Origin of the sequence: Alteromonas sp. W364 (assembly GCF_031846205.1) — a bacterium.
Taxonomy (GTDB): domain Bacteria; phylum Pseudomonadota; class Gammaproteobacteria; order Enterobacterales; family Alteromonadaceae; genus Glaciecola; species Glaciecola blandensis.
Genome location: NZ_JAVRID010000001.1, coordinates 457,019 through 476,298, shown reverse-complemented (window position 1 = coordinate 476,298; position 19,280 = coordinate 457,019). Strand labels below are relative to the sequence as shown.

At 42.1% G+C, this 19,280-nt stretch carries 20 protein-coding genes; 2 read left to right on the top strand and 18 right to left on the bottom strand.

Annotation, left to right across the window (positions count from 1 at the left end):
• Window positions 1-221: 221 nt before the first annotated feature.
• On the bottom strand, window positions 222-2,261 hold the full coding sequence (locus RM556_RS02135) for a TonB-dependent receptor domain-containing protein (RefSeq protein WP_311373721.1): 2,040 nt from the start codon (window positions 2,259-2,261) through the stop codon (window positions 222-224).
• Window positions 2,262-2,287: 26 nt separating this feature from the next.
• On the opposite strand from RM556_RS02135, the gene RM556_RS02130 reads away from it, so the two are divergent.
• Complete coding sequence (locus RM556_RS02130; RefSeq protein ID WP_409220037.1) at window positions 2,288-2,719, top strand: MerR family transcriptional regulator; 432 nt, start codon at window positions 2,288-2,290, stop codon at window positions 2,717-2,719.
• Between the two features lie 119 nt (window positions 2,720-2,838).
• Here RM556_RS02130 and RM556_RS02125 read toward each other — a convergent pair whose 3' ends face one another.
• From RM556_RS02125 to RM556_RS02075, 11 genes are all read right to left on the bottom strand, one after another.
• Window positions 2,839-3,051: a GDCCVxC domain-containing (seleno)protein gene (locus tag RM556_RS02125; protein ID WP_311373720.1), complete on the bottom strand. Its 213-nt coding sequence runs from the start codon at window positions 3,049-3,051 to the stop codon at window positions 2,839-2,841.
• 47 nt (window positions 3,052-3,098) lie between these two features.
• On the bottom strand, window positions 3,099-3,374 hold the full coding sequence (gene merP / locus RM556_RS02120) for a mercury resistance system periplasmic binding protein MerP (protein WP_311369060.1): 276 nt from the start codon (window positions 3,372-3,374) through the stop codon (window positions 3,099-3,101).
• Window positions 3,375-3,405: 31 nt separating this feature from the next.
• Complete coding sequence (locus RM556_RS02115; RefSeq protein ID WP_311369061.1) at window positions 3,406-3,750, bottom strand: mercuric transporter MerT family protein; 345 nt, start codon at window positions 3,748-3,750, stop codon at window positions 3,406-3,408.
• Between the two features lie 69 nt (window positions 3,751-3,819).
• Window positions 3,820-4,212: a MerR family transcriptional regulator gene (locus RM556_RS02110; protein ID WP_311373719.1), complete on the bottom strand. Its 393-nt coding sequence runs from the start codon at window positions 4,210-4,212 to the stop codon at window positions 3,820-3,822.
• A 258-nt stretch (window positions 4,213-4,470) separates the two neighbouring features.
• Window positions 4,471-7,581 (bottom strand): CusA/CzcA family heavy metal efflux RND transporter, encoded by a 3,111-nt coding sequence (locus RM556_RS02105; protein ID WP_311373718.1) that lies wholly within the window; start codon window positions 7,579-7,581, stop codon window positions 4,471-4,473.
• Between the two features lie 60 nt (window positions 7,582-7,641).
• Window positions 7,642-8,589, bottom strand: coding sequence for an efflux RND transporter periplasmic adaptor subunit (locus RM556_RS02100; RefSeq protein ID WP_311373717.1), 948 nt, complete (start codon window positions 8,587-8,589; stop codon window positions 7,642-7,644).
• A complete protein-coding gene (locus RM556_RS02095) occupies window positions 8,582-10,009 on the bottom strand; it encodes a TolC family protein (protein ID WP_311360292.1) in 1,428 nt (475 codons plus the stop codon). The genes RM556_RS02100 and RM556_RS02095 overlap by 8 nt, the downstream gene beginning before the upstream one ends.
• Window positions 10,010-10,080: 71 nt before the next feature.
• Window positions 10,081-10,458, bottom strand: coding sequence for a hypothetical protein (locus RM556_RS02090; RefSeq protein WP_311360291.1), 378 nt, complete (start codon window positions 10,456-10,458; stop codon window positions 10,081-10,083).
• Window positions 10,459-10,477: 19 nt separating this feature from the next.
• The gene (locus RM556_RS02085) at window positions 10,478-11,389 is read right to left on the bottom strand and encodes a cation diffusion facilitator family transporter (protein WP_214452430.1); all 912 of its coding nucleotides are present in this window, start codon (window positions 11,387-11,389) and stop codon (window positions 10,478-10,480) included.
• Window positions 11,376-11,741: a DUF3703 domain-containing protein gene (locus RM556_RS02080; RefSeq protein WP_311360290.1), complete on the bottom strand. Its 366-nt coding sequence runs from the start codon at window positions 11,739-11,741 to the stop codon at window positions 11,376-11,378. The genes RM556_RS02085 and RM556_RS02080 overlap by 14 nt, the downstream gene beginning before the upstream one ends.
• A complete protein-coding gene (locus RM556_RS02075) occupies window positions 11,738-12,364 on the bottom strand; it encodes a cation transporter (protein ID WP_311360289.1) in 627 nt (208 codons plus the stop codon). The genes RM556_RS02080 and RM556_RS02075 overlap by 4 nt, the downstream gene beginning before the upstream one ends.
• Window positions 12,365-12,445: 81 nt before the next feature.
• On the opposite strand from RM556_RS02075, the gene cadR reads away from it, so the two are divergent.
• Window positions 12,446-12,871: a Cd(II)/Pb(II)-responsive transcriptional regulator gene (cadR, locus tag RM556_RS02070; protein WP_214452433.1), complete on the top strand. Its 426-nt coding sequence runs from the start codon at window positions 12,446-12,448 to the stop codon at window positions 12,869-12,871.
• Between the two features lie 783 nt (window positions 12,872-13,654).
• Here the strand turns inward: cadR and RM556_RS02065 are convergent.
• From RM556_RS02065 to RM556_RS02040, 6 genes are all read right to left on the bottom strand, one after another.
• Entirely contained in the window at window positions 13,655-14,446 is a 792-nt protein-coding gene (locus tag RM556_RS02065) for a hypothetical protein (protein ID WP_311373716.1), read from the bottom strand.
• Entirely contained in the window at window positions 14,446-15,204 is a 759-nt protein-coding gene (locus RM556_RS02060; RefSeq protein WP_311373715.1) for a hypothetical protein, read from the bottom strand. Before RM556_RS02060 ends, RM556_RS02065 begins: the two co-directional genes overlap by 1 nt.
• Window positions 15,205-17,163, bottom strand: coding sequence for a 2Fe-2S iron-sulfur cluster-binding protein (locus RM556_RS02055; protein ID WP_311373714.1), 1,959 nt, complete (start codon window positions 17,161-17,163; stop codon window positions 15,205-15,207).
• Window positions 17,160-18,074 (bottom strand): hypothetical protein, encoded by a 915-nt coding sequence (locus RM556_RS02050; protein ID WP_214452435.1) that lies wholly within the window; start codon window positions 18,072-18,074, stop codon window positions 17,160-17,162. The genes RM556_RS02055 and RM556_RS02050 overlap by 4 nt, the downstream gene beginning before the upstream one ends.
• On the bottom strand, window positions 18,043-18,399 hold the full coding sequence (locus RM556_RS02045) for a hypothetical protein (RefSeq protein ID WP_311360285.1): 357 nt from the start codon (window positions 18,397-18,399) through the stop codon (window positions 18,043-18,045). The genes RM556_RS02050 and RM556_RS02045 overlap by 32 nt, the downstream gene beginning before the upstream one ends.
• Window positions 18,400-18,462: 63 nt before the next feature.
• Window positions 18,463-18,900 carry a hypothetical protein gene (locus tag RM556_RS02040; protein ID WP_214452437.1) on the bottom strand — a complete coding sequence of 146 codons (438 nt, stop codon included), beginning with the start codon at window positions 18,898-18,900 and terminating at the stop codon, window positions 18,463-18,465.
• Window positions 18,901-19,280: the final 380 nt, after the last annotated feature.

The following is a 19,280-nucleotide window of genomic DNA, read 5'->3' as shown; positions in this document are numbered from 1 at the left end:
TATATGCTCTACCCCTGACCAAATTAAAATGCATATTATGGACTACAATACACTAGTGGGTTAGTATTCAATTAAAAAAACAAAGTAGCTGCTAAAGCAAATAATATGTGGAACGTAGTCAATGCATCCGTGTGCTCTAATTCTCAACTGTTCCAACACACAGGATACATCTTTTCACTCTTTGTTTTAATAAAGATTAAACGGAAGTCACAACTTAGATATCAAAACGACACCCTAACCCCCGCATTTGCAATAAACCCATCATTCCTAGACCATATATCAGTTGTCCATTGACCACTTGGTGCTCTTGCAGGCAATAGCAACGGATGTTCATCAGTTTGTTTGATATCCAGAAGATTCTCCAGATTTATAAAATAACTGGCACGACCAACCGTAATTTCACCCATAAGCCCTAAGTGCCAGTAAGGGTCGGACTCATCGATAAACGGATTGTCGTTCACGCGTTGCGGACCTGTATAATAAGCTTCGAACCCTACTCGAAATTCATCTTCTTCCTCCCACATGGCAACAAAACCTGCTGAATGCTGCGGTGTGAGTGAAATTTTTTGTCTATCTCCGTCGGCAGTAGCTTGTTCAGTAGCATCTAAGTAAAGATAACTAGCAGTCAGTTTAATATCGTGCCAATAATATCGTACTAACACTTCCGACCCTCGAATTTGACTTTCTCCATCTGCATTGACGAGTCTCACTCGGTCTAGCATCATATTTTCCTCAGACGATAAAGCTTCTAACTCTGTTACGTTTTCAACATTTGATCCAAACAATGTAAAGCTAGTTTCTATGTTGTTGTAGGTATAGGTGAAGTCCAGCGACGCTGTTTCTGCTTGTTCTTCTACCAAGCCTTGGATTGGTGCCAACCTAGATAGCCCTGCGGCTTCAATTTCTTCTACGAATGGCGTAGGTGCGTAATAGCCTTTTCCATAAGAGCCTCGGATCGTTAAATCGCCAGGTCGATATAGTAGCGATACCCTTGGGCTTACCTGGGTACCAAAATCACTGTGTTCATCAACTCTTGCGCTGACAGAAGTTGTCAATTCAGAGGTCATTTCATAGTCTACTTGCGCAAATAGACTTGGCACCTCGTAAGAGTAGTCAAATGTTGGAAAAGTATCCGATTCATAAATATCAGACAAATATGCTAGACCGACCACCCAATCGCTTCTATCAGTATAACCAGACAAACTACTCTCTAATAAATAACTATCGTGTTTGTCGTCTTCAATAACATCACCAAAAAGGTGATTATGCTCTTGTATCATGGCTGATGCTCTGGTTGAGAAGGTATAATTGTCGCCAAGGGGCATGGTAAAAACCAAGCCACTGTCGAAACGCTTTGAATCCTGCGTTTGTTCAAACGCGTCACCATCTGCTACCACACCGCCATCCACAGTCCCCCCTCTTCTGTTTTCGGTCATATAACCAGCAGTAAAATACAGACTTTCACCCTCGTCCCCGTTCCAAAATAATCTAGGGCGGACGGTGTAGCGCTCATACCCAGCCAAGTCTATCCAATCGTCATTATCAATATCGACACTTTTTTGGTGATGAGCGCCTGCGGTTAAGGAGCCTTTTAGTGAAGTTGATAAGGGGGATTCTATGTATGTGGTGACATCTTGAGCGTCACGGGTAGTTAGATTAACGATAGTCTCTCCATTAAACTCTTCGCCTGGCCGTCTAGAGACAAGATTAATAACGCCACCTAAGGCCGAGCCGCCATACAAAGAAGATGCGGAGCCTTTGATTATTTCAACCCTCCCTAAATCAGTAGGCGGGATTTGTAATATGCCGATTGAAGCAGCTTGGTTTCCATACAGAGGTAATCCATCTGCAAGTAGCTGAGTGTATCGCCCGTAAAGGCCTTGTAGACGAATATTTGCGCTGCCAAGAGCGGGTGAAGTTGTCTGAACGCGCACACCTCCGGTCTCTGCAACAAGCATAGATATATTCCCTGGGCGCATGGTTGATTTTTCCATTATCTCTTCACGGTTAATTATCTCTACACGCATTGGCAGTTCGTCTGCAATCCGACCTGATCGGGTTGCTTGTACAATAATTTTCTCGACGTCTTCATCATCATCGTCATCTTCTTGCTGCAAATCGTTGTTTTCGCTAAGCATGCTGCCAGACCTTAGAGCGGGTTCTTTGGCGTTTGACGCCATCACTAACTTTTGACCGGCAATGGCCTCAGATGCACACGTAAACAAGATAACTAGCGAGGCGATGCGTGATAACGAAAACATAAAACTGCTCCAATTCAATATTATTAATGTACAATAACTATAAAGCTTACAGTAACTGGAAGGTCAACATAAAAATCAGCGAATTAGCGAAAGCTACAAATGTGAGTGCTAAAACAATTCGTTATTACGAGCAAGTCAATCTGCTATTGCCAGCTAAAAGAAGTGAAAGTGGATACAGGCATTACGATAAAAAAGATATCGCAACGCTTGTGTTTATAAGGCGTTGTAGAGAGCTTAATATTCCTATTATCGATATAAAGCGCCTGCTCGATGTTCAGAATAACCCAAACGCTTCTTGCGCCTTTATCGACGAGATGATTCAAAATCAACTTATTCGCATTCAGGAGGCTCAGAAAGAGCTCGCCCTGTTAGAAAAGTCATTAGCGTCACTTGCATCATCGTGCAACAATCATACTGTTGAAGGATGCTCGATACTGCATCAGTTGCAATCAAATTAGCTCAGTCTGATAACACGAAGTGACTTTGGTTTATGTTGTTTCTAAGTGATGAGTCACGAGAGCGCGAACATTTAGTGAAATGTCAGAAAATGCAAGTAATAAACTACTCTCTGCATCTTTTACTCGCAACAACAGTTACCTTTTTGAATTGGCGGGCATTTCACTGTTCCATATGAGCAAAAAACGCAGCAGTCTCCCCTAAGAGGTTTCAGTATTGATTTGCAATGAGTGCATTCATAGAAAAATTGACATGCAGTGGTTGGCATTTCCTCTAGTTGGCTATGATTGCATTTAGGACATGTAATTGTTGATAAAAGCTCTATTTCGGACAAATGATAGTGCTCCCAATTTGATTAAAAAAAAGCGATTCGAGAGTAAGTTACGATTTTATTCTTGAGGGGAAACCAGCATTCTCTGTCGCTTTGGTTAGCGCATCAGGGCTAGTAACTTCGTCGTCAAATATCACGACAGCCAGTTTGTTTTCGAATGTAACATCCACTTCTTTTACACCTTTTACACGCTCTAGTGCTTTTTCTACTGTTATTGGACATGTAGCACAATCCATTGACGGCACTTCTAAAGTAACGGTTATATCTTTAGCAAATGCTTCGGTGCTGCTGACTAACAATAATGACGTGAATAATAATTTTTTCATTTTTTCTCCGATTAAATTTCAGTGATAGTAGCTATACTAACCATATAATCCAGTAGTTACTGGTGACAAAAAGAAAAGCCAACAGCGCGGTAGACCAAAAAATTACTATTCTCCGCGCTCTTACTTTAGGGCTCGCGCACAACTCACCCTCCGCACATTCTTTCAATCGGCCATAAGTTTTCCACCCAGCTAATCCAAATAAAACCACTACGGCAAAAATGAAAATAGGTCGATAAGGATCTAAAAGCGTTAAATAGCTGATCCACGTTCCGCTAATGCCCAACAAAAGAAGTACAAGCGGCCCCGCGCAACATGCACTTGCACCGATTGCCGCGGCAAGACCTCCTAAGATGGATACCTGACTACTTTTTACCATGTTATGACGTGATGTTATTCAAACAGTCTGTAGCATAACATCCGTACTTAGGTACGGAGTCAAGCGTTGTTATTTCTTTTCGGGCTGAAGTGATTGAATAATCGGGCAGGCTTTTTCATTAGTATTGTTTTTGCAGTCTGAAATGAGGGATTGAAGACTGCCTTTAAGACGCGTCAAGTCTTTCAACTTCTCTTCAATTACATCCAGTTTATGTTCAGCAAGGGACTGCACTTCTTCACAATTGCTGTTACTTAATACCAATAATGACGATATTTCAGCCAACGTAAAACCCAAGTGTTGAGCACTCTTGATAAATAAAACCCTTGAAAGTGCTTGCGGAGTATATTGTCTGTAACCTTGAGATGGTTTTATCGGTTGCTGCAACAAGGCCTTCTTTTCATAGAACCGAATAGTCTCTACACCCACATTTGCTTCTTTTGCGAGTTTACTTATTGTGTACATATAAAGCCCTAAATAGTTTGACTCACTTACTAAACAAAAAATAGCATCAAATCATAATTTATACCGAGTTTGCATAAATTCATCACGAGCATCAACAATAACTGATGATGGCAATTCGACAAAAGCGAACGGTATAAACGACACAACCCCTTGGTCGTCATGCTCAGTCACACCCTAAAGTCGCCTATATAGAGCCTGATATCACAGTGTTAGCATGGCAGATGTCTTTTTTAAATACATCTGCCGTTCTCTTCTCCTTTATTTAAGTTTTCTGTCGTGCACAAGTCGATATAAAACAGGCAATACTATCAATGTTAGCAAGGTAGAAGATATTATCCCGCCTATTACAACCGTCGCCAATGGACGCTGTACTTCTGCTCCCGTCCCGACATTCAGCGCCATTGGCACAAAACCAAGGCTAGCAACCAATGCCGTCATCAGTACCGGCCGCAAGCGTGTTAATGCACCATCAACAATAGAATTAATTAACTCTCCTGTTTCTTCCAGCCTTTGACGGATAAACGACAACATAACCAAACCGTTAAGCACAGCAATGCCAGATAGCGCTATAAAACCGACGCCTGCTGATATAGACAAGGGCATGTCTCGCATCCATAGCGCAAAAACGCCACCTGTTAATGCTAAAGGCACACCTGTAAAGATTATCAATGCATCTTTCACCGAGCCAAAGGCAATGACTAGCAATGCAAGAATTAAGAAAAGCGTTGCTGGGACAACAAGGCTCAATCGTTGACTCGCACTTTCAAGCTGCTCGAACGTGCCGCCATAATCGACCCAATAACCACTTGGCAATACGACATTTTCTGCTATTTGCATTTTTGCCTCAGTAACAAACGAGCCTAGGTCGCGCTCTCTTACATTGGCAGTTACCACAATGCGGCGCTTGGCATTTTCTCGGCTGATTTGACTGGGTATACTGGCATATTCAAGTGTTGCAACCTCTGCTATAGGCACATAATTACCAACCCCTGTCATAATGGGTATGCTACCTAGCGTGTCAAGATTATTGCGAATATCCTCTGAGTAGCGCACAACTATCTCAAATCGCCTGTCGCCCTCGAAAATCAAGCCTGCTTCTTTGCCCCCAACCGATGCACTTAACCATGTTTGCAGGTCAGTCACATCCAAATTGTAACGCGCTAAAGCGTAAGGTTTGGGGTTCACAGTCAAGATTGGAATCTCATCAACTTGCTCAACGCGTGCATCCGCAGCGCCGGGTATACCTTGCAGTACCGCTAGTACATCACTGGCCGAATCGCGCAGTTTATCTAAATCGTCACCATATACTTTTATTCCTAGGTCAGCTCTAACGCCACTAATTAACTCGTTAAACCGCATTTGTATAGGTTGAGTAAACTCGTAGTTATTGCCGGGTACGCTTTGAAGCTCACGCTCCATTTGCTCGACAAATTCGGCTTTGGATAAAGTAGGATCTGACCATTGGTCGATAGGTTTCAACATCACAAACGTATCGGTGACGTTGGGCGGCATCGCATCGGTGGCAACTTCTGCCGTGCCGGTTTTAGCAAAGACAGTGCTCACTTGTGGGTACTGCATAATGACCTCTTCAAGCCTTTTTTGCATATCCACGGCTTGCTCAATGCCAGTGCCGGGCACTCGCATTGCGTGCAAGGCAATATCACCCTCATCCAGTTGAGGAATAAATTCAGAACCAAGTCGCATGCTTAGCCAAACGCTCACAACAACCAATAATGTCGCTGAGCCTATAACCAACCAACGTAGCTTCAGCGCCCATAACAGAACAGGACGATACACCGATTTCGCCCCCACTATGATTGGACTCTCTTTTTCACTGACTTTACCCGACATAAACATCGCAACGGCTGCTGGCACAATAGTGATTGAGAACACCATCGCGGCAAGTAATGCCAAGATGACGGTGGCCGCCATTGGGTGGAACATCTTCCCTTCTACCCCTGTCAGACTAAAAATAGGGATATACACGATTGTAATAATCATCACGCCAAACAGACTCGGCCGTATCACCTCATTGGTTGCTTCATACACAACTTCGAGTCTTTCCGTAATGGATAGCACTGAGCCGGTTCGCCTCTGCGCTTCACTTAATCGCCTGATACAGTTTTCAACAATAATGACTGCACCATCCACAATTAACCCGAAGTCTAGTGCCCCTAAGCTCATTAAGTTTGCGCTTACGCCTGTTTGCACCATCCCCGTTATTGTGGCGAGCATAGCGAGCGGTATCACAGCGGCGGTAATAATGGCTGCTCTTATGTTCCCAAGCAGCAGAAACAACACCACAATCACTAGTAATGCGCCTTCAACGAGGTTTTTACGGACAGTATTAATGGCTTTATCTACCAGCGCGGTCCTATCGTAAACAGTTTCTATTACCACACCTTCGGGCAAGCTAGCTTGGATTTCATCCACTTTATCAGCCACTGCCAAGGCCACAGCACGACTATTCTCACCAATGAGCATCATGGCAGTGCCTAAGACGGTTTCCTTACCCTCTCGTGTCGCAGCCCCCGTTCGAAGCTCCTTGCCAATAGCGACTTCGGCAATATCGTTAACGGTCACTGGAGATTGGTTAGTGAGTGTCACCACGACATTACCAATATCTTCAATTGTGACCAGTTGTGCTTGAGAGCGCACCAGTATTTGTTGACCGTTGCGTTCAACATATCCGGCACCTTGGTTGGCATTATTGCGCTCCAATGCCCGCAGCAGAGCATCAGTGCTCACACCATAATTAAGCATACGTTGAGGATCAGGATTCACATGATATTGCTTGGTAAAGCCGCCAATGGCGTTAACTTCGGTGATACCTTTTACTAGAGCGAGTTGAGGCTTTACCACCCAGTCATGCAACTCTCTTAAAGCCATCGCATCAAAGTCTCTACCATCGGATGTTAATGTGCCCGGCTCAGCGCTGAGTGTGTACATGTAGATTTCACCCAAACCGGTGGCAATCGGTCCCATCTCTGGCTCGATACCCTCCGGTAGCTGACTTTTAATAATGCCTATCCGCTCATTAATGAGGTTTCTGGCAAAATACAGGTCGGTGCCTTCTTCAAATACAACAGTCACTTGAGACAAGCCATAACGAGATAGTGAACGGGTATAATCCAAGTTTGGTAGACCCGCTAAGGCGTTTTCTACCAAAAAGGTGATGCGTTGTTCAGTTTCAAGCGGCGAATAACCAGTTGCTTGTGTATTAATTTGCACTTGGACATTGGTGATGTCGGGTACGGCGTCAATAGGCAGCTTTTGATAACTAAATAAGCCAAAACCAATGACTAAAAAACTCAGCATCAAAAATATACCGCGCCTGTCTATTGCGGTGCGAATAATGGAAGCTAGCATGTTAAGCCTCCTTTAGAGCCTTGCTGTAGCAAACATGTATATTCGGGTTGTATTGAGGCATTAATGGTCATGACCGGCCTCCGATTTTTCCAAATCTGCTTTGATCAGGTAACTATTAGTAACCACCACACGCTCACCTATCTCAATACCGCTGATGACTTCAATAAAGCGACCATCAGTCACACCAAGCTGCACAGGGCGTGGTTTATATTCATTATCATGATTAACAAATACCACTTGCTTGTCTTCATACTCTTGCACGGCAGTAACAGGCACCATATGACTTATAGCCTTAGTGGCAGTGGTTACTTGCGCTTTTACTAAAGTGCCTAATGGCCAATAGCCACTGCTATTATCCACAGTGACGTTGGCAAGCGAATGCGGACTGCCATTGGCAGATGGCGTCAGATAAGCAATTTCAGATAGCTGTTCAAAGTTTGCATGTCTTAATTCAACAGCTTGTCCTACCTTAATTTTGCCGAGGTGCTGCGAGAACACGGTTAACTGTGCCCACACATTCTTATAGTTTGCTAATGAAAACAGTACTTGTCCGTTTGATAACTCACCATTATTGGCATGCCGCGCTATTACGTTGCCATCAAAGGGAGAAACAATCGAGTAGCTTTTTAAGCTCTCATTTGATTCTACGACTGCTAAAACATCTCCTTTTTTAACTGTGTCGCCAATATTAACTTTGACATCTTTGATCACACCGTCAAAACGCGCTCTGATATGACTCAATGAACTCGGATCTGCGCTTATTCGGCCATAGAGTGTGGTCGAAAGTGATATGTCGCCAGCGATGACATTTGTGGTGGTAATCCCATTTTGCACAGCCGTCTCATCACTCATCGTAACGACTTCACCGGCGTGTTTATCGTCCTCATGAGAATCACCGCCTGCGTGTTTGTCTCCCGCGCTTACCGTCCCATGTATCATCATTAGCGTGACGCTTAAGACGAGTACTTTTAATATTGTGAATGTTTTTAATTGAGTAAATTTATTCATGATCGTTACTTCTTATCGAAATGTTTGATGGCGGCTGCATAGTGATGTTGTGCTCTAGCTTTTTGGAAGCATTGCTCTTTGCAGTATCCGTTTTTGCAGTGCCGCTTTGTGGAGCCTTAAGTGCAAGACCGGTAAGCGTTTCAATTTCTGTTTTGCTTAGGTGCACTTGAGACGCCGCCTCGATTAATGTCAGGCGCGTATTTAAGAATTCTTGTCGAGTAGATACCCATTCCAAATAGCTAAATCTGCCATCTAAATAAGCGCTTTCGACTAAATCCAAGGCTTCTGCAAGAGGCGGTATGACGGTTTGTTGAATAGCGTCAACTTCTAATAATGCGCGGGTGTGCTCACCTAAGGCCTGATTAACTGAATGCAATAGACTGCGCACATTGCTCTGTTTTTGAACCTCTATTGCATCAAGGCGAGCTTTTTGCGCCTCGTATTCACCTAGGTTTCGTTTTTGTTGAAACAATGGCACGCTGATCCCAGCTATTAAAGCCGTTTCATCAATACCTTGTATTCGTCGAACACCCGCTGACCACTCAATGTCAGCTCGATTGTTGGCTTGCACTAACCTAAGCTGCGCTGCTTGAACACGGTTTTGTTTTGCGAACAACTCTATATGCGGACTGCTTTGGATAGCGGTCGAAAGCGTCTCGAATGAGCCAATGTCTTGAAACGCAAAAAGTTGACCTTCCACTCGCTTAAAAGTGGGCGTTTGTTCGCCCCACATGATGGCAAGACTGCGCAATGCAAATTGAAGACCTTCTTGAGCTAATTTAACATCGAGTTTTGCTTGGGCTAGCGCTGCTTGGGCGCGTTTTTGCTCTAGCAATGGTGACGCGCCTGCATCAACCCGCTTAGCAACTGCGTTATAAGTATAGAGTGCAAGTGTCTGTGCGTCGTTTTGCACGTCTAAGGTGGCCTGCAATACGAGTGCTTCGATGTAACGACGATTCAGCTCGCCGAGGACATCTAATGTGCGTATTTTCTTTTCCACCTCTTGTTGTACCTTACGCTCAGAAAGTACATTCAACCTTGCGCTAGGCTTGTCGTTGAGCTGTAGTACAGATGACAAAGTTAAACTGACTTCAAGCTCCTTAATGCCCGACACCTCGCCGGTTCCCATAAAGTTCTCTAGTTCAACCCCAGCGTTCAGTGCGGGTTTAAGCGCGGCGGTTTTTGATTCACCGTCAATTGCTCGCTGTCTAAATTCAAACTCATATAAACTTGGATTATTGGCAAGTGTCAGTCTTACCGTATCTTCAAGGCTCAGCGTTTCTCGCATAGGCGCTTGAACACCATCATCTATATAGCGATTAGTTTGTACCGCTTGAGCGGTAAGTGGGCTCAACGTTAAGCCCAATGCGCAAGCAAACGTAATGGCGCGTGCATGCACAAAAATATGAAACATTTTCATTAGAGTATCCTAATAATTTATCAATATTCAGCGTCGCGAGCTTTTCTAGCGCGACACTATCGAAAGCGATATTAGGATGGTGTTTTAGGTGGGCGTAGTAATCGGTTGATGGGTGCGTCGATAATCGCATCCAAATAATTAAAATTGTGAATAGATACCACAGCTTGTAGATTGTTGATGTTGTGCTGACCTAACCACTGTGCGTGCGTACCGTGGCAGTGGCCACAATGATGGCAATCGGCAGGGTTGTGGTGGTCTGCTTTTGCTGACTCACCAAGCGCTTTAGTTGGCATATCGTTTGACGCTTGATTGTGCTCTGAATGCTGGTGTTCATGTTGCAAATGTTGAGTATCGATGGCATGAAAATCTAGGGAATTCGCCACAGCAGAAAACGACTGAAAGAGTATCAGCGAGATCATGATGTAACTTAGACGTTTTAAATTTTTCATGAGTACTAGTCTACCAAGCCTATTTCACTTCGTCACGACATTGTTCATCGGCAAATTCTATTTCGACTGTAGTGTGTTCAAAGTCGTACTTTGCTAATGATGTTTGTACGCTATGCTTCAATGTCTGGATGTGCTCAATGTTCACCTCACCCTGTAAAACAAGATGGACTGTCATTACATTTCGCTCGCCGTCTAAAGACCAAATATGAAAATGATGGAGGTCACTTACCTTATCGTTTGCAAGCAAGTCGTTTCGGATTTTTGACATTTGCTCCTCATCTGGCGTTGCCTGTAAAAATAGCATCAGGGTTTCTTTTAGGTTACGAAACACATTGAAGAGGATGAACAAAGTAAAGCCAATGGACAGGATGGGATCTAAAATCGCCCATGGCTTAAACATTAAGACGATCGATACAATAAACACTGCCACCCAACCGAGCACATCTTCTAGCAAGTGCCAATTAAGCACTCGTTCGTTTAATGACGTTCCTTCACTTAGTTTATAAGCGGCAAAACCGTTTACTGCCATACCAAAAATCGATAAGGCTAACATCCCTTCAACTTGCGGCATTTCAGGCTCTGCCAAACGAGGTATCGCTTCAAACAATATCCAAATCGAGCCTACCGACAGCACTAAACCGTTAATTAATGCGCCCAATAAAGAAAAGCGTTTGTAGCCATATGAAAACGTTTGATTAGCATCTTTGTCGCTAAGCTTGTTCAATCCCCACGCTGTGCCAATTGACAAACTATCGCCGAGGTCATGTACCGCGTCTGCCATGATAGCGGTGCTATTGGTTAGCCAACCACCGATAAACTCGATGATGGTGAACACCACATTTAAAAAGAACGCCCAGCCAATGCGCCTTGATGCATCCTTTGAATTTCCATCTGAGTGTAAATGGTTATGTGAGTGGTTATGACTGTGCATGTTTAATCTTATCCAAGATTGCTTTATTTGCAGGCGAGACTGGCATGGGCTTGAATGGGCTGACATTTGCACCACCCGTGTTACCCTCTGGTAATAAGCCTATCGCTGTTTTCGTCAAGGCACCTATCATTCTAAATATTTGCCCAAATACTTCTTTCATGTCCCTGTGTTTTAATCCAAATTTCAGCATCTCATAGTGCACTCGGGTATGATGAAAGGTAGAGTGCTGTCCAATCACATGTGCATCTTCAAGGGCTTTAAAACCTGCTACATCATCTTTATTTGTAAATGCTTGTTGCGCATCTCTTAATTTTTCTTTTACATAAGGTTTTGCTGCTTGCGTGAAATTCATAATGCTTCTCCGATAGATTGACGGTTATTGCGAAGCTCTTGTTTGGCGTCTTTTAATATTGAAATTGCACCGCGTAAAACAATGATAGACACAATAAGGCCAATCACTAAATCGGGCCATCGAGTGTCAAATAGATAAACCGTCACGCCAGCTAATATTACGCCCATGTTGGCAATGACGTCGTTTGCCGAGAAAATCCAACTTGCTCGCATATGTACTTCGCCACTCTTCTGTTTTCTAATGATTAATAAACATATGACGTTGGCGATTAGGGCAACAAAACCCATCCCCATCATTAACAATGACTCTGGATCACTTCCTAATATCGAACGACGAGCAATATCAAATAAAATAATGAGGCCAAGTATTAATTGAAAATAGCCACTTATTTTTGCGGCGTTTGCTTTGAGAATAATGGTTTTGCCCACTGCATAAATACCAATACCATACACGACCGCATCCGCTAGCATATCCAATGAATCTGCGATAAGTGCGGTAGAGTCAGCTAACAGACCTACGCTCATCTCAACAACGAACATGACTGCATTGATACCTAACAACCAATACAACACCTTTTTTTGTGTTTGGTCTTTAATTTCAACTTCGCATCCACAACCGCTCATAAAAACACTCGCTGTACTGATTTATAGCTCAAGTGTAAACTCTATACTTGGTATAGAGTCAAGCCCACTAGGTAAAGAAAAATGAAAATAGGACAGTTAGCAGATAAAACAGGCCTCAGTATTCAAACAATTCGCTTTTATGAACGAAAAGCCTTGCTAAGTGCGCCGGAGCGCACGCAGTCTAATTATAGAAGTTATTCAGAAGAAGCACTAAAGCAGTTGCTGTTTATTAAGCAATGCCGTGCGCTTGATATGACGATTGAAGAAATTAGTTTAGTACTAGAAACACGAGCTAACCCAGAGAGCAGTTGCGAAAGTGTCAATGCTACGATTGACAAACACATTGATGATATCGAACAACGGGTAATGGAGTTAAACGCACTGCGACAATCTCTCATTTCTATTCGCTCAACATGTGCTGATAATAAAAAAGTAAAGGAATGCGGCGTTTTACACCAACTAGATAGCATTGCTGAAACCCGAACAACACCTAAAAATATCATATGATAATATATGATCCAGGTGTTCGGTCCAAAAATGTTTACCATTTGGTCACTATTTTATGTGTTTAGATTTCATCTTGGTAAAATCGTCAGTCTTTCTCAGGTTAGATTGCAACTATCGTGTTCTTGAGTATTGACTGAAAAAAACAACATCAGGATGGCGGCTACGATGAAATCTATTTGTGCCCTTTCGCTGTTGATAGACTGCAGTTTTTTGTTCTAATACATTTCCGTCTTCAGTCACAATCTAAATAAGTATTTGTCAGTTGACTTCTACTATACTCTGTGACCAAGGTTCAAATGACGTGTTAACGATAGCGTCTTTTGGACAGCTATTGCTTAGGACAAAATCGAGACATATATTTAAATATAGTGCCTTCAGAACTTATGAATTAGATTGCAAACACCCGAAACACAAACGGACAATACTTGCCGCTTAGTTCTTTTTTTGCGACGAAAGTGACTGGAAAGCTTCGTCTAGACTTTCAGCAAATTTTTCTTTGTTACAACATTTCGACTCTTGCCGTTCTGAAGCATCGTTTACGGTCTTACTTGGTTGGTTCAAGATATTGAGATTTGACGAGGTGTCTAAGTTTACCATTGTGCATTTCCTTAATTGTTTATATCGAAGTTGATAGTTTTAAAAATCAAGTTGTATATGTTTTATAGCAAAAACTAAGCCAAAATGATCAATAATAATCTTGTTAAGCGACGCTTTTGCGAGCATGTAGAATTACCTTTAATTTTCTGCATTGTGATATAAACAACGGCCGAGCTCAAAGATGCACTAATGATGCTTATACCACCCAGCACGTTTAATATCATTCCAAGACGTCGATTGATGGCAAGCGTAACATTCCTCTGCTTTTGCTTTAGGCTCGCCGGCTACTTTTGCTGAAATCATATTAAAATGTTGCATGTAATGGCTAGGCGGTGCTTCATGGCATTGGTTGCAATCACGTGACTGACTAGAAGGATGCGTATATTTAGGTAATGACCATGTATTTGTGCTATGACATTGCACACAGTCGTTTCCAAACAAACCAAAATGTTTATCGTCATTGCTATGACACTGTGAACAATTGAGTAAAGCCTCTTTGTTGGTTACTTCAGGGTGAATAAAGAGCGGTTCAGGTCTTTGTTTATTCGCGAGCAAATAAGTAACAAGTGCAATGGTTGTGGCATCATCGTCAAAAGGCATATCAAGATTTGGAAGCATGTCAAAGCCAATATCAACCAACGCACCATGATCCATCTTAGAGATATTGGCATTAAGACCTTCATGCTCTATATGGCAACTGGTGCACTCTTGTATATCAGCATGGAAAGCGGTTGGTTGACGCGCAACAATATGCGTATCGTTCGCATGACAAGCAACACATTTATCTCTCTCTACCCCTTTAATTGGGGTATGACAACTTAAACAATCGTTATCAATAAAGGCATGAGATTGACTAAGTGAGCCAGGGCTTATTGCCTGCTCCCAATCTAATTTAGATAAATCTTCAGGCTCGTGCCAAAAATGACTAAGGCCAAACGCTAAGACTATGATTGCTAATACACCGACAAGCCATTTCATTATAGCCACCTAAGCCCAAAATAAACCTCACTTGCTATATGTATAAACAGAACACAATATAGCGTCATTGAAATAAAGATGTGAAACTTCAACCAGCGAGAAAACCAAGTTTTTGCTGTGTTATGGATCATAATGCTATATTCGATGTCTGAGATGGCATCCACTATCTTCAGCAACTCTTTTTCTTTTAGCAATGATATATCTTGTCTAGGGGCGAGCAAGCTTAGACTAAAGGAAGGAAGGATATTCGAAGTGCGTTTAGTAATCGCTTTATACTGAGCATCACAAACACCATCTCTCAAGCTTTTTTTTGAATCATTTAGTGCGTGTTGAAACTCGTTTAATTGACGCTTTTTTTCTTTCATTTTCGTTGATATTAAACCAAGTACATAACGGCCTACAAAACCGCTCAGAACCACTATCATCATAAACAACACAAGTATTATACCGACGGGACTAGCAAATCTGTGCCCGCTATGTATCAACGCCAATATCGGTCCTAGCACACCCGCGTAAATATGGATTTTAAGCAGAGTTGCCATGGGAATGAATTTTGTGATGCTCTTTTTTAGGGACTTTGTTCGCTTTATAAACATATATAAAAGTGGGATCAGCATCAACATGCTAGCTAGTGCTCCCACAACAAAACCGCTTAGACTACCAGGAAACTGTGAAGAGCGATGCCACAAAAATCCTAGCCAAAGTAACATCATGAGTGCAACTAAGCTACCGACTAGATTTCGCTCATGTGTATTCATTTAAGCGTCTACCTCAACATCGGACGTTGGGATAGCCTGACATGCTAATATATATCCTTCTTTTTTATCTTGCGGCTCTAACCCGTCATCAACCTCCATTTCTACGGCTCCTTTAGTGAGCTTTACTTTGCAGCTTCCACATGAGCCAGCACGGCAAGAGTTATCAATATCAATATCGAGTGAATCAGCAACATCTAAGATTGTTTCATCGGTATTAACCGGAGCTTGTTTACCAGAAAGACTAAAATTGATTTGCCTTTCACTCACTTTTTCTAGCACAGGCTTTGTAACGATAGGTTTATTAGGCCTTTTAGGAGTCGCTGGCCCAAAAGCCTCCGTTTTTATTTGGCTCTCAGGCACGCCCAAACCAGAGAGGATACCCTTCATGGAGTCCATCATTGCTGGTGGTCCACAGATATGGGCAGTTTTTGCTTCAATTTCAGGTACAAAATCTTTAATTAATCCAGAGGTCAAACGCCCCTGTGGGCCCATCCATGATGTCCCCTCTGCTTGCGTCATACTCACAAGTACTTTCAAATTTGAATAACGAGCCTGTAAATACCTTAACTCCTGTTCAAAAATAAAATCCTTCGTAGTTCGTGTGCAAAACAGAAAATATATATCACCGTCCCAACAAGTCGCAGTTAAATATCTTACTGCGCTCATCATTGGTGTGATCCCGACGCCGCCTGATATGAGCATGACGCTGTTTTCACCTTTCCCATTAAAAAAGAATTTTCCACCTGGCACTTTGACAATAAGCGAATCTCCCACTTTTACATTATCATGCATAAAACGAGATACCACACCATGCTCTTCACGTTTTATGGTCACTTCAAAATAATGTGTTTGGGTGGGTGATGAAGCTATTGTATAAGAACGTTTAACTGGCTTATCGACGCCATCAATTTGAAGCGAAAAAGTGACAAATTGACCCGGTTCGTAACTGAAAGGAATTAGGTCATTGTTCGGATGAGCAAAGCGAAATGTTTTAACATCATGGGTTTCAATGAATATCGCTATGACTTTCATCTCACCGCTAAACACTTTTCGTCGCGCCCCTGGGACATCAGAATTTGCCGGTGTTGAGGCTGATACGTCATTGTTTACACCATTATTAGTTGGGATGGATATCGCTGTTTTTACATCAACGATTGGCGTATCAGTATTTGTTAATACGCCAGTGTTATTTTTTTGACTTGTGCTTGAAGTCTTAGTATTTTTTTCATCATTTTTGAGTTGCGCGAGCAACGCTGATGCTCTGCGCATTTTAAATCCATACACGTATATCATGGCAACGGCAAAGAGTAATAAAATCACCATAATAGAAGTGTGAAAGGGCGTCATCCCCCAAATAATGGTCTGATTGTTTTCAGGTATGCTGGGCAGTATATCCATCTGAGTTTTGAACCACGTTAAGGCTACGCGTCTTGGCTCCTGTCCATCTAGCAGCGCACGTTTAGTCGCAAGACCACTATCAAAATGGGCAATTCCCTCTTTTACTGTTTCAAGCGCGATTTGCATTTGGGCATAATCTTCTGCCTGTGAGGCCTCTGCCAACCACATAAACCCATTAGAAAGTTGTTCGTTGCCTAATCGCATTCGCTCAGTCGCTTTACTCAAGATAAGTGTCGTTTGCTCAGGCGTCGCTGACTGCATTCTCATTAAAGAGGGATAGAGATCTTTGGGTTTGGGCGCTCCCATTTTCTCCATCATTTTATCCATTCCTTTGCCCATACCAGGACCCATCATACTGGAGGTGTCTATAGCTGGCTGAATGCTTGAAACCTCATTAGTTGGTTTTTCATCTTTGCTTGGATGATGTCCGGCATGTTCATCGTTCTCAGTTTGTTGAAATGCCATTGGCTGAGAAGAAAAACCTATTACCGTCAAGGTAAACATGACTAAAAATACAAACCGACATTTCAGAGTAAATAAAGGCAATAACGAAAGTCTCATTGCGAAAGCCCTTGTTGTTTGTGCCAAAGGGCTTCAATTTGAGATAGTTGCGTCGGTGTTAAAACTGCAACAGCCTCACCGACCAACACGATAAATTGGATACGAAGCTCACTGTTTATAATTTCAATTTCAGAGATTGTAGTTTTAATATCACTGAAATTCGGTAATCCTTTGGAGGTAAGTGTCCATAAGCTTGACTCTAAACTACTTCGCTTTTCAGTATGGCTTACTTGAAAGGTTTGCCATTTGTCCTGAATATTTACTAATAGATTTAGTTGGTCATCTGATAGAAACAGAGCGCTTTTGAAGTTCATAAAAAACGAGTCTTCTCCAAGATGATACAAATGTAATGCGTCGCTTTTGCCAGGCAACGTAATTAAGGCATTTTTATCCGTTACCACTGGTGGTAGTTTTTTAGGCATACCCATCATTGAGCTATTTTTCATCTTCATTTTGCACATCATTCCCATGCAAGGCTGATTAGATTTAGACATCATCGTCATGCTATTTTTTCCCATGCCCATTACTGGTTTATTTGTATTACTAGGTTCACCAGAAGTTGAAGATGGCTGACTGTATGCCTCCCTACTTGTGTTTTTTTGTGTTGTAGGCGCGAGAGAATTGTCTAATGCTCGTAAGGCTTCTTGAATATCCGCAAAGTCGTCACTGGTTGACTTAGGATCAGTTTGTTCTATTTGTTTATGCAATGCTTGCTCAGGTTTTCCAGCTTCTTCCATTGACTCAGTAACTTGAGTGGCAGCCGAGCAAGATGCGGCAAAGGAGGCACTAAATGCAATTGTCGCGAGGTTAGCACCCCACTTATATTTCTTAGAGTTTATTCTAAGCTGAGCGTGTGACAGCCAAAGAATGATGTGAGGATTAAAAATCACGATCAAATTCAACCATGTCATAACGAACAATTTCACCATCTAACACAGTTGCTTCAGCAAAATGTTGATTCTTAGATTTTCCCAGTCTTATTTTTCCAATATATTCCCGGGAATATGCACTTTCACCTTCCGCTATCGCGGCCGGATCATACACTGTTCGAAACACGTTAAAGACTTGATGCTTTTTCAATCCATCTGTATCAGACACACAAATAACTGCTTGTCGGTCGGAAACAGAGACTACTTGGCCGCTCATTACATAGTCATGGTAAACCTGATTAGTACAACCACTACCTAAGCCTATTGCTAAGACAGCAATTGCAAAGAACTTTATAAATCTATTCATAGTATCATCCAACGATGAGGTGTTTTTGGATAGGCGCGTTGCACCTATCATGCTATAAAACAACTAATTCTTTTTATGTTGATGCTTTGGTTTACTTTTTTCCGCTGCGTGCCCCATCATCTGCTCCATCATGTCCTCCATTATGGACATGCGCTTTTCCATCATCGCCATTTTATCCTCAGCCGACATATCATCATGTTTATGTTTCATGCCTTTCATGTTGTTCATACCCTTGCTGTCATCCGATTTCATCATGCCCATCATGCCTTCCATTTTCTTAGCATGCTCATGCAACATTGCTTCTCGCTTGCTAGGATCTATTTCTCTTTTAACCGCGGCTAACATTGCTCGCATGTCTTCCATATGACTTTGCATTTTTTTCATCATTTGGTCTTTCATCATCGGCATTTCATGCTTGTCCGCGTTTTGGTGTGCATAGACAGCAGAAATAGGTGTAATGACTAAAACGCTGGCGAATAATAATGAAGTTATTGTTTTCATGATTTTATTTCCTTTAGTGATACTCAATTGAGCAGATTATGTTTAAAAATGAATTTTGCTTATACTGAATCTGTATTTTTTTTGACGGCGCTACGTTATTGAGGCGACAAAAACACTACCAATGCTGCGATTTCTTCATCGGTTATGGGCATTTTCGGCATCGCTGACGCAGAGTTATTAAATTGAGGCTCTTTAACTTTACGCTCAAAAAATGTTAGTGAAAAATATAAAACACAAAATAGTAAATTCGCCTTCACATCAAAACACTAATTTCATTTTGCTTTTACATAGCGGTCATCTTATTTATTGCGCATTAAATATAGTTGATTTAGATCAAGCATTCACAACGATTAGATTACAGTTCGATTACATTTTCGTAA